The organism is Prescottella equi (assembly GCF_020171745.1).
Lineage (GTDB): Bacteria > Actinomycetota > Actinomycetes > Mycobacteriales > Mycobacteriaceae > Prescottella > Prescottella equi_A.
In genome coordinates, this window is sequence record NZ_JAIVAH010000013.1 from 81946 (window position 1) to 95820 (window position 13875).

12 protein-coding genes are annotated in these 13875 nt (G+C 68.7%); 11 read left to right on the forward strand and 1 reads right to left on the reverse strand.

Going from position 1 to position 13875, the window contains the following annotated elements; translation table 11 throughout:
* The first annotated feature begins 5 nt into the window (after nucleotides 1-5).
* From adhP to LCL87_RS10660, 8 genes are all read left to right on the forward strand, one after another.
* Nucleotides 6-1031: an alcohol dehydrogenase AdhP gene (gene adhP / locus LCL87_RS10625; RefSeq protein ID WP_225019397.1), complete on the forward strand. Its 1026-nt coding sequence runs from the start codon at nucleotides 6-8 to the stop codon at nucleotides 1029-1031.
* Complete coding sequence (locus tag LCL87_RS10630) at nucleotides 1028-1558, forward strand: DUF779 domain-containing protein (RefSeq protein ID WP_225019399.1); 531 nt, start codon at nucleotides 1028-1030, stop codon at nucleotides 1556-1558. Before adhP ends, LCL87_RS10630 begins: the two co-directional genes overlap by 4 nt.
* A gap of 64 nt (nucleotides 1559-1622) precedes the next feature.
* Nucleotides 1623-2183 (forward strand): hypothetical protein, encoded by a 561-nt coding sequence (locus LCL87_RS10635; protein WP_225019401.1) that lies wholly within the window; start codon nucleotides 1623-1625, stop codon nucleotides 2181-2183.
* 68 nt (nucleotides 2184-2251) lie between these two features.
* Nucleotides 2252-2917: a YoaK family protein gene (locus LCL87_RS10640; protein WP_225019403.1), complete on the forward strand. Its 666-nt coding sequence runs from the start codon at nucleotides 2252-2254 to the stop codon at nucleotides 2915-2917.
* Between the two features lie 110 nt (nucleotides 2918-3027).
* Nucleotides 3028-4680: an AMP-binding protein gene (locus LCL87_RS10645; RefSeq protein ID WP_225019405.1), complete on the forward strand. Its 1653-nt coding sequence runs from the start codon at nucleotides 3028-3030 to the stop codon at nucleotides 4678-4680.
* Nucleotides 4681-4725: 45 nt separating this feature from the next.
* Nucleotides 4726-6336, forward strand: coding sequence for a helix-turn-helix domain-containing protein (locus LCL87_RS10650; protein WP_225019977.1), 1611 nt, complete (start codon nucleotides 4726-4728; stop codon nucleotides 6334-6336).
* Between the two features lie 96 nt (nucleotides 6337-6432).
* The gene (locus tag LCL87_RS10655) at nucleotides 6433-7923 is read left to right on the forward strand and encodes an aldehyde dehydrogenase family protein (protein ID WP_225019407.1); all 1491 of its coding nucleotides are present in this window, start codon (nucleotides 6433-6435) and stop codon (nucleotides 7921-7923) included.
* Between the two features lie 138 nt (nucleotides 7924-8061).
* Nucleotides 8062-8325, forward strand: a complete 264-nt coding sequence (locus tag LCL87_RS10660; RefSeq protein WP_005518336.1) for a GlsB/YeaQ/YmgE family stress response membrane protein — start codon at nucleotides 8062-8064, stop codon at nucleotides 8323-8325.
* 5 nt (nucleotides 8326-8330) lie between these two features.
* On the opposite strand, the gene LCL87_RS10665 is transcribed toward LCL87_RS10660, so the two are convergent.
* Nucleotides 8331-8960: an SACE_7040 family transcriptional regulator gene (locus tag LCL87_RS10665; RefSeq protein ID WP_225019409.1), complete on the reverse strand. Its 630-nt coding sequence runs from the start codon at nucleotides 8958-8960 to the stop codon at nucleotides 8331-8333.
* A gap of 117 nt (nucleotides 8961-9077) precedes the next feature.
* On the opposite strand from LCL87_RS10665, the gene LCL87_RS10670 reads away from it, so the two are divergent.
* The 3 genes from LCL87_RS10670 to LCL87_RS10680 are packed head-to-tail and all read left to right on the forward strand — an operon-like array spanning nucleotide 9078 to nucleotide 13875.
* Nucleotides 9078-10649: a carboxyl transferase domain-containing protein gene (locus tag LCL87_RS10670; RefSeq protein ID WP_510850738.1), complete on the forward strand. Its 1572-nt coding sequence runs from the start codon at nucleotides 9078-9080 to the stop codon at nucleotides 10647-10649.
* An 8-nt stretch (nucleotides 10650-10657) separates the two neighbouring features.
* Nucleotides 10658-12682, forward strand: coding sequence for an acetyl-CoA carboxylase biotin carboxylase subunit (locus LCL87_RS10675; protein WP_225019412.1), 2025 nt, complete (start codon nucleotides 10658-10660; stop codon nucleotides 12680-12682).
* Nucleotides 12679-13875 (forward strand): acyl-CoA dehydrogenase family protein, encoded by a 1197-nt coding sequence (locus tag LCL87_RS10680; protein ID WP_225019413.1) that lies wholly within the window; start codon nucleotides 12679-12681, stop codon nucleotides 13873-13875. Before LCL87_RS10675 ends, LCL87_RS10680 begins: the two co-directional genes overlap by 4 nt.

A 13875-nucleotide genomic window follows, 5' to 3' on the forward strand; every position in this document is an offset into this window, starting at 1 on the left:
TTCGTATGACCGAGACGATGAAGGCCGCGGTAGTTCGTGAGCTGGGCAAGCCCCTGTCGATCGAGGACGTCCCCATCCCGAAGCCAGGGCGCGATCAGGCGCTCGTGAAGGTTCGCTCCAGCGGCGTGTGCCACACGGATCTGCATGCCGCCAAGGGGGATTGGCCCGTCAAGCCGACGCCGCCGTTCATTCCCGGGCACGAGGGCTACGGCGAGGTCGTCGAGGTCGGGGAAGGCGTGACCGAACTCGCGGTGGGGGACCTGGTGGGCAACGCGTGGCTGTGGTCGGCGTGTCTCGAGTGCCGGTACTGCCGCACCGGGTGGGAGACGCTGTGCGGGAAGCAGGTCAACGGCGGCTATTCCGTCGACGGTTCGTTCGCGGAGTACATGCTCGTCGATTCCCGGTTCGCGGCCCGCGTGCCGGCGGGCGCCGATCCGATCGAGGTGGCGCCGGTCCTGTGCGCCGGCATCACCGTCTACAAGGGGCTCAAGGTGAGCGACGTCATCCCGGGTCAGTGGGTGACGATCTCCGGGATCGGCGGACTCGGTCACGTCGCGGTGCAGTACGCGACCGCGATGGGCCTGCGCGTCGCCGCGGTCGACGTCGCCGATTCCAAGCTCGCGCTCGCGGCCCGCTACGGAGCCGAACTTCTCGTCAACGCGTCCGAGGAGGACCCTGTCGCGAAGATCCAGCAGGCCACCGGCGGCACCGACGCGGTGTTGGTGACCGCGGTCAACCCGGCCGCGTTCGGGCAGGCGATCGGCATGGCCCGACGCGGCGGCACCATCACCTTCATGGGGCTGCCGCCCGGCGAGTTCCCGACCCCGATCTTCGAGACCGTCCTGAACGGGCTGACGCTGCGCGGATCGATCGTCGGCACCCGGCAGGACATGGTCGAGGCGCTCGACTTCTATGCGCGTGGCTCGATCCACCCCACCGTCCACACGCGTCGACTCGAGGACATCAACGACGTCCTCGACGAACTCGACCGCGGCATGATCGACGGTCGCGTCGTCCTGGACTTCGCATGAGCGCGGCCCCGCCCCGGGCGGTCGTCACGGGCGCGGCGGCGTCGTTGCTGCGACACCTCGCCGACGTCCACGGCCCGCTCATGCTGCACCAGTCCGGTGGCTGTTGCGACGGTTCGGCCCCGATGTGTTTCCCGTTGGGGGAGTTCACCGTCGGTGATCGTGACGTCCTGCTCGGAGTGTTCGACCTGAGTCTGGGCGTCGGCGAGGTCGGTATCGCCCGACCGGAGGACGACGACGCCGTGCCGTTGTGGATCTCGGGTCCGCAGTTCGACGCGTGGAAGCACACGCAACTGGTGCTCGACGTCGTGCCCGGCCGCGGTGCGGGGTTCAGTCTCGAGGCGCCCGAGGGGGTGCGCCTGCTCAGCCGGGGCCGGGTGTTCGACGCCGCCGAACTCGCCGCGCTGGACGGCGAGGTGCCGGTGCTCGGCGCCGATTGGGAACGCGGCGTGCGGCCGGGCCCGGCGTCGGGTCCGCTCGTGGTGGCCGAGGCCGCCGACGCGTGCCCGGTGCCCGGCCACCGTGGGTGACCCGGCGCGGATCCTCGGGCGGTAGGTTCCCTGTCGGAACTACCGCACACACGAGGAGAACACGATGGCCTTCGCGGGCAACGTCGACGAACTGGCACTGCTGCAGACGATCCGGCTGAAGGGGCAGGTGACGGCCGACGTCCTCGCCGCGCAGCTCGGCGTCGCCGCCGCATCCGCGGAGGCGGCACGGGACGCACTCCTCGCTCAGGGCAAGGCGGAGGAGACCGGTGACGGCGCGTTCGCGCTCACCGACGCCGGTGTGGCCGAGCTCGGCGACCAGCTCGACGCCGAGCGGGTGTCGATCGACGAGGACTCGATCGCCGAGATCCACGAGCGCTTCCTCGAGCTCGACGGCCCGCTGCGCGAACTTGTCGCGGGGGAGACCGACGTCGAGCAGCTCGCCGCGCTGGACAGGAAGGCGCAGGACGTGCTCGACGACGTCTCCGCGTTCGTGCCGCGGCTGTCGCGCTACCAGGATCTGTTCGCGGAGGCGCTGAAGAAGGCGCAGGCCGGCGAGCCGGCGTGGATCGCGGCCCCGGACATCGCGTCGTACGCCACGGTGTGGGGCGAGATCGCGCGCGAACTGCGCGGTGCCTGCGGCCTGGACGAGGACTCTGCTGCCTGACCGTCCGAACACCTGATCGGCGACCGAACCCACCCGGACCGTGTCCGGGTGGGTTTATCGTCTGAGGAGTGGTCGTCCACTACCCACGGGGCGTGCTCGTCGTCGCGGTATTCCTTTCCGGTCTGGCCGGATTCGTCGACGCGATGGGTTTCATCACGCTCGGGGGATTCTTCGTCTCGTTCATGAGCGGCAACTCCACCAAGCTGTCGGTGTCCGCCGCGGACGGCCTGGTGACGACCGCGCTGACCGGCGCCGGGATCGTCGCGCTGTTCGTGGTCGGGGTGATGATCGGATCGGTGACCGGGCGGCGCGCCGGCAGGAGTCACAGACCCGCGGTCCTGACCCTGGTGACGTCGTTGCTGCTGCTCGCCGCGATCGCGCACCTGCTGGGCTGGACCCCGGTCGCGATCTCGCTGATGGTCACCGCGATGGGCGCCGAGAACACCACGTTCGAGCGCGAGGGCGAGGTGAGTATCAGTCTCACGTACATGACCGGCACGCTGGTGAAGATGGGACAGCGCCTGGTCACCGCGCTGTCCGGGGGCGAGAAGTGGGGTTGGGTCAGACACTTCCTGCTGTGGGCGGCGATGATCGTCGGAGCATTCCTGGGTGCCACGGCGCATCGTTTCATCGGGCTGAATGCGCTGTGGTTGGCCGCACTGTGGGGATCCGTGCTGACAGTCGCGATCGCACAGATGCCGCCCGGCGTGTCGGGCCCCGAACAGTTGCCGTGAGCCCCGATCGTCGGCTATGTCCTACATCACACTCGAGCGAGTACGTTGAGGACGCCGGGACCGGCGGGCTTCCCCGTGGGTACCGGGTCGGCGCCTGGAGAGGAAACGCGATGACCACACCTTCGCAGTCGGTGTCCCTGCCGAGCTACGCGTCGGGCACGTGGGACGCGCCCATGCTCGGCGACACGATCGGCGACGATTTCGACCGCACGGTCGCCGCGCACGGTGACCGCCTCGCATTGGTCGACCGTGGGTCCGGGCGGCGGTGGACGTACCGCGAACTGGCGGTCGACGTGAACGCGCTCGCTGCCGGGTTGCTCGGAGCCCGGATCGAGAAGGGTGACCGCGTCGGGATCTGGGCGCCCAACTGCGCGGAGTGGACGCTGGTGCAGTACGCGACCGCGAAGGTCGGGGCGATCCTGGTGAACATCAACCCGGCCTACCGCATTCACGAACTGCAGTACGTACTGAACCAGGCGGGTATCGGCACGCTGATCGCCGCGCCGTCGTTCCGGGCGTCCGACTACGCGGCGATGATCGACGAGGTCCGGCCCGAGTGTGCGGCGCTCGATCGGGTGGTGCTGCTGGGGTCGCCCGACTGGGAGCGACTACTCGCCGACGGACACGCCGCGCTCGCCGACGATCGCGACGTGCTCGTGCGGGCGCAGGCTGCGCTGTCCGCCGACGACCCGATCAACATCCAGTACACCTCCGGGACAACAGGATTCCCGAAGGGGGCGACGCTCAGCCACCACAACATCCTCAACAACGGATACTTCGTCGGAGAACTGTGCGGGTACACCGAGCGCGACAGGGTGTGCATCCCGGTGCCGTTCTACCACTGCTTCGGCATGGTGATGGGCAACCTCGCGTGCACCAGCCACGGCGCCGCGATGGTCATTCCGGGGCCGGCGTTCGAGCCCGGCACGACGCTGGCGGCAGTGCAGGCCGAGCGGTGCACCTCGTTGTACGGCGTGCCGACGATGTTCATCGCCGAGCTGGCCGATCCGGACTTCGAGAGCTACGACCTGTCGAGCCTGCGCACCGGAATCATGGCCGGTTCACCGTGTCCGGTCGAGGTGATGAAACAGGTCATCGAGCGCATGGGCATGACCGAGGTGTCGATCTGCTACGGCATGACGGAGACGTCGCCGGTGTCGCTGCAGACCCGCCGCGACGACAGCGTCGACCAGCGGGTGTCCACCGTGGGGCGCGTCGGCCCGCACCTCGAGGTGAAGATCGTCGACCCGGCCACGGGGCTGACGGTGCCGCGCGGCGAGCCGGGCGAGCTGTGTACGCGGGGCTACTCGGTGATGCTGGGGTACTGGGAGAACCCGGAGAAATCCGCCGAGGCTATCGATGCCGCGCGGTGGATGCACACCGGCGACATCGGGGTGATGGACGCCGACGGCTACGTCGCGATCACCGGCCGGATCAAGGACGTGGTGATCCGCGGCGGCGAGAACATCTACCCGAGGGAGATCGAGGAGTTTCTCTACACCCACTCCGATATTCTCGATGCCCAGGTGATCGGTGTGCCCGATCCGAAGTACGGCGAGGAACTCATGGTGTGGATCCGGATGCGCGAGGGTGCGGGGCCGCTCGACGCGGACAAGGTGCGGGCGTTCTGTGCCGGTCGCCTGGCGCACTACAAGATTCCGCGGTACGTGCACATCGTCGACGAGTTCCCGATGACGGTCACCGGGAAGGTTCGCAAGGTCGAGATGCGCGAGAGGTCGCTCGAATTGATCGAGCACACCTGATCGAAGGAGGCAGTAGTGGAGTATGGTCTGCGGCCGGAGATCGAGATGTCCTGGAAGCGTTCTCAGCTCAGCGGAATCGACCCGGCGCGGGTACCCGAACCGACGTTGATCGATCCATCCGACGCGGCAGGACGTCTGCTGCGCGCGGCCGGGCCGGTTCTCGACGAACTCAGTGTGCAGTTGTCGGGAACGGGCTGTGGAATCCTTCTCGTGGACAGGGACTGTCGTGTCGTGTCCCGCGTGTTCGACTCTCGTCCGCTGAGGCTCGCGATGGAGGGTGTCGGTGTGCTGCCCGGGGTCGCCCTCAGCGAGGAGAACTACGGTACGAACGCACTCGGCACGCCCCTCGAGGTGCGCCAGGGTGTCGTTGTCCACCGCGACGAACACTTCCTCGAATCGTTCCAGCAGTTCAGTTGCTACGGCCACCCCATCGTGCATCCGGTCACGCGCCGAATCGAGGGCATCCTCGACATCACGGCGATGGAGAAGACAGCCAACCCGCTGTTCGTGCCCTTTCTCGTGCGGGCGGTGCGGGATATCGAAGCCCGACTCCTCGAGGGGGCGCGGGAATCGGACCGACGCGTGGTGGACGCTTTCCAGATCGCGGCCCGGCAGCGTGGCGTCGCGGTGGCCGCGATGGGGCAGGACATCATGCTCACCAACAAGGCGGCGGTCGAACTGCTCGAACCGGGTGACCACGCCGCACTGCGGGCACTCGCGGGCGAAGTGCCTCCCGGTGAGTCGTGGACCCTGGACTTCATGCTGTCCGGGGGCGGGCACGCCGATCTGCGCATCGCGCGGGTGGCCGGTGCCGAGAGCGGTGTCCTGTTTCTGCTCGACGCCGACGGGGCGCGGCAACCCGTGCGGCGCAGGGCGATCCCGCAGGACGCGACCTCCCGCCTGCGCGCCCGCCTGAGCGAGTTGCGTTCCACCGCCGGTGCACTCGCGATCGTCGGGGAACCGGGCAGCGGACGTGCCTGGGCCGCGCGCGAGTACGCGGAGGGGCCGATCTTGACGATGGACGCCGCGCATGTCGTGGCCGAGGGTGAGCGGGACTGGTGTGCCCGCCTACTCGGGCACGTCGGGACCACTCCGGAACGCATCCTCGTCGAACACGTCCACCTCGCGCCCGACGCCGTCCTCGCCCTGCTCGCGTCGTTGGCGGCGCGTGCCGGTGGGCCCCGGCTGGTGTTCACCTCCGACCCTCTCGGCACCGTCCGCCCAGCGGTACGCGATCTGCTCGCACGCTGTGGCGCGCAGGTGACTGTGCCTGCCCTGCGTCAACGAATCCGCGAACTGCCGACGCTCGTCGCGGCCCTCGCGGTCGAGATCGGCAGTGCAGGAGTGCGGTTGGGGCCGAGTGCCCTGACGGCGCTGTCCGAGCACACGTGGCCGGGGAACCTCGTCGAACTGCGTGCGGTGCTCGCGGGACTGCCCGATCGAGGCGGATCCGCGATCCGAGTCGAGGACCTGCCCCCGCAGTACCGCTCGTCCGGCCGGGTGGCCCGCCTCGGCGGCCGCGAACGCGCCGAGCGGGACGCGATCATCGAGGCACTGAGGGAGAGTCACGGCAACAAGGTGCATGCCGCGGCGCGGCTCGGTATCAGCCGCACGACCCTCTACAGCCGGATCCGCGCGCTCGACATCACCGTCTGACCGACCGCTGTCCAAACCTTGAACAGTTGACAGGCCGCATCACGGCGCACGATGGCTGTGTTGTGCTTCCAAGACTGAGCTTCAGGAGGTTCGGGCATGTCGGTCGTTGTCGAGCAGATCGTGACACCGCGGGTGCGCCAGTTCCTCGCCGGCACCAAGCAGCTGTACATCGACGGCGAGTTCGTCGACGCGGTGTCCGGGCGCACGTTCGTCACACTCGACCCCGCGACCGGCGAGCATCTCGCGGACGTCGCCCACGGCGAGGCGGCCGACATCGACCGCGCAGTCCGCGCAGCGCGCCGCGCCTCCGAGCCGTGGGCTGCGGTGAAGCCGAACGAGCGTGAACGCCTCATCTGGCGGGTCGGTGACCTGCTCACCGAGCGTGCCGCCGAGTTCGGTCAGCTCGAGTCGCTCGACAACGGTAAGTCCGCCGTCGCGTCGGCGGCAGACACGGCCCGGGCCGCGGACGTGTTCCGCTACTACGCGGGCTGGGCCACCAAGATCGAAGGCAGTACGGTCAACGTGTCGATGCCGTTCGCGCCCGTCGGCGAGTTCCACGCGTACACGCTCCGTGAGCCCATCGGTGTCTGCGGGCTGATCGTGCCGTGGAACTTCCCGCTGCTCATGGCGTCGTGGAAGCTCGCACCCGCGCTCGCGGCCGGAAACACGGTGATCCTCAAGCCCGCCGAGCAGACACCGCTCACTGCGATCATGCTGGCCGAAGTGTTCGAGGAGGCCGGGTTCCCGCCCGGCGTGGTCAACATCGTGCCGGGCTTCGGCGAAGCCGGCGCCGCGCTGTCGGCGCACGACGACGTCGACATGGTGTCGTTCACCGGTTCCGCAGAGGTGGGCAGGAAGGTTGTCGAGGCCGCGAAGGGCAACCTCAAGAAGGTCGGTCTCGAACTCGGTGGCAAGAGCCCCAATATCGTGTTCGCGGACGCCGATTTCGATGCGGCCGTGCAGGGTTCGCTCAACGCGTGGTTGTTCAACCACGGTTGGTGCAGTGTCGCCGGAACCCGGCTGTACGTCGAGGACAGCATCTTCGAACGCTTCACCGAGGCGCTTGCCGAGGCGGCGAGCTGGGTCCGGCTCGGATCCGGACTCGACCCCACCGCCGAGCTCGGTCCGCTCGTGTCTCAGGAGCAGCTCGACCGGGTCACCGGCTACCTGCGCGACGGCTTCGCCGACGGGGCTCGTGCGCTGACCGGCGGCAACCGTTGGGGCGACGCGGGCTACTTCGTCGAGCCCACCGTCCTGGTCGACGTGAAGCCCGAGTTCAGCGTCGTCCGGGAGGAGATCTTCGGTCCGGTCATAGCTGCCATGCCGTTCGATGCGGACGAGGGCGTCGTCGCGGCCGCCAACGACTCGATCCACGGACTGGCCGCCGGCATCTGGACACGGGACATCTCGAAGGCACATCGCACCGCTCGCCGGCTGAAGGCCGGCTCGGTCTGGATCAACCAGTGCAACGGCCTCGACACCGCGATGCCGTTCGGTGGCTTCAAGCAGTCCGGATGGGGCCGCGAGCTCGGCGCCTCCGCGATCGACCACTACACCCAGACCAAGGCCGTCAACGTCGCCCTCTGACCGGATGCCGCGGGCGTTGACGGACTCGCTCGCACAACGATTCACGCGAACACCCGCCCCGGCTCGATCGAGGTCGTACCGTCGAGCCAGGGCGGAGCGTGTTCCGCGCACGCCGGGGGCGGACGGAAGGAGCCCGTGATGGGCGAGATCATCGGCACGATCATCTTCGGCGCGGTCATCGGCGTCCTCGCCCGGCTGGTCGTTCCGGGCAAGCAGGCGATGGGCTGGATCATCACCATCGTGATCGGCATCGTCGGCGCGCTGATCGGCTACTGGATCTGGGGCCTCATCAGCGACAAGGGGGATACACCCGGAATCGACTGGTGGCGGTGGATCATCAGCATCGCGGTCGCCGCGGTCCTCACGCTCGCGTACACCTCGGTCACGGCCAAACGAAGCTGACGGGCTCAGCCGGTCTCGGCGGCCAGCGCTGCCAGGGTCATCCGGCGCAGCACCGTGCGGGTCACGTCCCCGTCCGCCGGATCGGCGGACGGGGACAGTGCGCTGTACGGAGTCGAGTTGATCAGGCCGAACGTCGCGTGCGCGGCGATGCGGGCACGCGCGCTGTCCAGGTCGGGATCCATCCGCCGCAGTACGTCCACCCAGATCTCGACGTACCGCCGCTGTGTCTGCCGGACGCGGTGCCGGGCGTCGTCGGGCAGCGAGTGCAGGTCGCGGTCCTGCACCCGGATCAGGTCGGGCTCGCCGAGCGCGAAGTCGAGGTGGAAGTCGACCAGTTCCTCGAGTGTGCGCCGCGGATCGGACACACGCTCGGAGACGTCCGTGCCGCCCGCGAGCAACCGCTCACTGATGTCGGTGAGCAATTCGACGAGCAGGGCGTCCTTGTTGGGGAAGTGCCGGTACACGGCCGGACCGCTGATGCCCACCGCGGATCCGAGATCCTCGAGCCGGACGCCTGGGAAGCCACGCTCGGCGATCAGCCGCGCCGCGGCGCGCAGGAGTTCGCGGCGGCGGTCGGCCTTTGCCTGACTGCGCCGGCCCGGGGCCGCCCCCGCTTCACGATCGACGTCGGTCATCGGTCACATTTTTCCGTTCGTGTGATCTGGACAACTCAGTTAATCACGGATAACCTGAATTCAGTTATTCAGGATTAACCGAGTCCCATCGTATCCATCAACTGCGAGGACGGTGACGTGACAACCGCTCGAACCGCTTCGACCACCTCCCATCGGGAACAGCACCTCGCGCTCGTGTCCGAGTTGCGGGACAAGCTGGCCGCCGCGGCGCTCGGTGGCAGCGAGAAGTCCCGGGAGCGCCATATCGCCCGCGGCAAGCTCCTGCCCCGCGACCGGGTGGACACCCTGCTCGATCCGGGCAGCCCCTTCCTCGAGCTGGCCCCGCTCGCCGCGAACGGCATGTACGACGACGAGTGCCCCGGCGCCGGCGTCATCGGAGGGATCGGACGCGTCTCCGGCCGCGAGTGCGTGATCGTCGCGAACGACGCCACCGTCAAGGGCGGCACCTACTACCCGATGACGGTCAAGAAGCACCTGCGGGCGCAGGAGATCGCACTACAGAACAACCTGCCGTGTCTCTACCTCGTCGACTCCGGTGGCGCGTTCCTGCCGATGCAGGACGAGGTGTTCCCGGACCGCGAGCACTTCGGACGGATCTTCTACAACCAGGCGACCATGAGCGCCAGGGGGATTCCGCAGATCGCGGCGGTCCTCGGATCGTGCACCGCGGGCGGTGCGTACGTCCCGGCGATGAGCGACGAGGCCGTGATCGTCCGTAACCAGGGCACGATCTTCCTCGGTGGTCCGCCGCTCGTGAAGGCCGCGACCGGCGAGGTCGTCACGGCCGAGGAACTCGGTGGCGGCGACCTGCATTCGAAGGTCTCCGGGGTCACCGACCACCTGGCCGAGGACGACCGCGATGCACTCAGGATCGTCCGGAACATCGTCTCCACCTTCGGTCCACGTGCACCCCGGCCGTGGGCGGTGGCCGAGACCGTCGCGCCCGTCGCGGACCAGGACGAGCTGTACGACGTGGTCCCCACCGATCCGCGGATCCCGTACGACGTGCGCGAGGTCATCTCACGCATGGTGGACGGAGACGGTGCCGGCGGGGCGAACTTCCAGGAGTTCAAGGCCGAATACGGCAAGACGCTGGTCACCGGCTTCGCCCGGATACACGGGCACCCGGTCGGCATCGTCGCCAACAACGGCGTGCTGTTCGCCGAGTCGGCGATGAAGGGCGCGCACTTCATCGAACTGTGCGACAAGCGCAGCATCCCGCTGCTGTTCCTGCAGAACATCACCGGCTTCATGGTCGGCCGCGAATACGAGGCCGGCGGCATCGCCAAGCACGGCGCCAAGATGGTCACCGCCGTCGCGTGCGCGCGGGTGCCGAAGCTGACCGTCGTGATCGGCGGTTCGTACGGTGCGGGCAACTACTCGATGTGCGGGCGGGCGTACTCGCCGCGCTTCCTGTGGATGTGGCCCAACGCCCGGATCTCGGTCATGGGTGGTGAGCAGGCCGCGTCGGTGCTCGGTGCGGTCGGTTCCGGGCGCGATTCGGGACGAGACCCCGATTCCCTCCGGGCCCAGTACGAGGCGCAGGGCAATCCGTACTACTCGACCGCGCGGCTGTGGGACGACGGTGTGATCGACCCCGCCGACACCAGAACCGTTGTCGGGCTGGCGCTGTCGGCGTGTGCGAACGCGCCGCTCGAACCGGTCTCCTACGGCGTCTTCCGGATGTGAGGGCACCCATGACTACACAGTTCGAAACCGTTCTGGTCGCCAATCGCGGCGAGATCGCGGTCCGGGTCATCCGCACGCTGCGCCGCATGGGCATCCGCTCGGTCGCGGTCTACAGCGAGGCGGACGCCGGTGCGCGGCACGTCCGCGAGGCCGACACCGCGGTGCTGATCGGTCCGGCCGCCGCCCGGGAGAGCTACCTCGACATCGACAAGGTGCTCGACGCCGCGAAACGAACCGGCGCGCAGGCCATCCATCCCGGCTACGGGTTCCTCTCCGAGAACACCGCGTTCGCCGCGGCCTGTGCTGCGGCCGGCATCGCCTTCCTGGGTCCGTCCGCGCGGGCCATCGAGGTGATGGGCGACAAGATCACCGCGAAGAACGCGGTGGCGGCTTTCGGCGTACCGGTGGTGCCGGGCATCGCGAAGCCGGGACTGTCCGACGCCGACCTGATCGCCGCGGCCGCCGACATCGGCTACCCGGTGCTCGTCAAGCCGTCCGCGGGTGGCGGTGGCAAGGGCATGCGGCTGGTCGAGGATGCTGCGGACCTACCGGCGGCGCTGGTCAGCGCGCGGCGTGAGGCGGCGTCGGCGTTCGGCGACGACACCCTGTTCCTCGAGCGGTTCGTACTGCGGCCCAGGCACATCGAGGTGCAGATCCTCGCCGACGACCACGGCAACGTCGTGCACCTCGGGGAGCGCGAGTGCAGCCTGCAGCGCCGGCACCAGAAGGTGATCGAGGAGGCTCCGTCGCCGCTGCTCGACGTGCAGACCCGCGCTCGGATCGGCGCTGCCGCGTGCGACACGGCCCGCAGCGTCGACTACACCGGCGCCGGCACCGTCGAGTTCATCGTGTCCGCGGACCGGCCCGACGAGTTCTTCTTCATGGAGATGAACACCCGGCTGCAGGTGGAGCACCCGGTCACCGAGCTGGTGACCGGACTCGACCTCGTCGAGTGGCAGGTGCGGATCGCCGCGGGTGAGCCGCTCGGTTTCACGCAGGACGACGTCACGCTCACCGGCCACGCGATCGAGGCCCGCGTGTACGCGGAGGATCCCGCTCGCGGCTTCCTGCCGACCGGCGGCACGGTGCTGGACATTGCCGAACCACTCGGTGCCGGAGTGCGGGTCGACTCCGGTCTGCGGGACGGCACGGTCGTCGGCAGCGACTACGACCCGATGCTCGCCAAGGTGATCGCGCACGGCGACGATCGGGCGGAGGCATTGCGACGGCTCGACCGGGCACTCGCGGACACCGCGGTCCTCGGCGTCGTGACCAACATCGAGTTCCTGCGGTTCCTGCTCGCCGACGACGATGTGCGTGCCGGACGCCTCGACACCGGTCTGCTGGACCGCCGGGTCACCGACTTCCACACCCCACCGGTCGACGACGACATCCTCGTCGCCGCGGCCGCGTACCACTGGCTCACGCTGTGGCCCCGTGACACCGCGGATCCGTGGGACCTGCCCAGTGGTTGGCGGGTCGGCGGGGCACACCCGATCTCGCTGCGGCTGCGCTGCGGCGACCGCACCGAGCATGTGCAGATCACCGGGACCCCGGCGGAAGGCCTCGCGCGCATCGAGGGTGGCGAGAACCGTACGCTCACAGCCCGACTCGACGGCGGTGTCCTTGCCGTCGTGATCGACGGACTCCGCGACACCTACCGCGTCGCGGAAGACGACGGCACCCTGTGGTTGGCCGGGGGAGGCGGCACATGGATCGTCTCGCAACTGCGCGAGGCCAGTGTCCGCGGCGAAGACGCCCACGCCGGTGACGCCGAGCTGACCAGCCCCATGCCCGGCACCGTCATCGCGGTGTCCGCGTCGTCCGGTGACACCGTCGGCGCCGGGAGCGCCGTCGTGGTCGTCGAGGCCATGAAGATGGAGCACACCCTGTCCGCTCCCATCGGCGGCGTCGTCGAGGTCCTCGTCGCCGTCGGCGACCAGGTCAAGGTCGATCAACCGCTCGCGCGGGTCAGCCCCGCAACCGAATCCGAGCAGTCTTCCGAACTCGCAACGAAGGATGTCGTGTCATGACCGATCACCTGTCCACCGGATCGTTGCCCGACGAGTACCAGCAGCTCGCGAAGACCGTCCGGGACTTCGCCCAGAACGTCGTGGCACCGGTCTCCGCCGAACACGATGCGAACCACACCTTCCCGTACGAGGTGGTCGACGGGATGGCCGACATGGGCCTGTTCGGTCTGCCGTTCCCCGAGGAGTACGGCGGCATGGGCGGCGACTACTTCGCGCTGTGCCTCGCGCTCGAGGAACTCGGCAAGGTCGACCAGTCCGTCGCGATCACCCTCGAGGCTGGCGTCTCGCTCGGCGCGATGCCGATCTACCGCTTCGGCAACGAGGAGCAGAAGCAGGAGTGGCTGCCGCAGCTCACGAGCGGAAAGGCGTTGGCCGCGTTCGGTCTGACCGAGCCCGGCGCCGGCAGCGACGCGGGCGGCACCCGCACCACTGCGAAGCTCGTCGACGGTCAGTGGGTCGTGAACGGCAACAAGCAGTTCATCACCAACTCGGGCACCGACATCACCAGGCTGGTCACCGTCACCGCAGTCACCGGGCTCGAGGAGAACGGCAAGACGGCGCGGGATGGTCGCTCCGCAGGCTCCGCTCCGGAAATCTCGACGATCCTCGTGCCGACCTCCACCCCCGGGTTCACCGCTGAACCGGCCTACAACAAGGTCGGCTGGAACGCCTCCGACACCCATCCGCTGACGTTCCAGGACGTGCGGGTGCCCGAGGCGAACCTGCTCGGCGAGCGTGGCCGCGGCTACGCGAACTTTCTGCGCATCCTCGACGAGGGCCGTATCGCGATCGCGGCGCTGTCGGTCGGTGCCGCGCAGGGCTGCGTCGACGAGTCCGTCCGCTACGCGAAGGAGCGCGAGGCGTTCGGACGCCCGATCGGGGCCAACCAGGCCATCGAGTTCAAGATCGCGCGCATGGAGGCGCGGGCCCACGTGGCCCGGACGGCCTATTACGACGCCGCCGCACTCATGTTGTCCGGCAAGCCGTTCAAGAAGCAGGCGTCGATCGCGAAGCTTGTCGCGAGCGAGGCCGCGATGGACAATGCGCGCGATGCCACCCAGATCTTCGGTGGATACGGTTTCATGAACGAGTACCCGGTGGCCCGGCACTACCGCGACAGCAAGATCCTCGAGATCGGGGAGGGCACCACCGAGGTCCAGTTGATGCTCATCGCACGGGAACTGGGGGTCTGA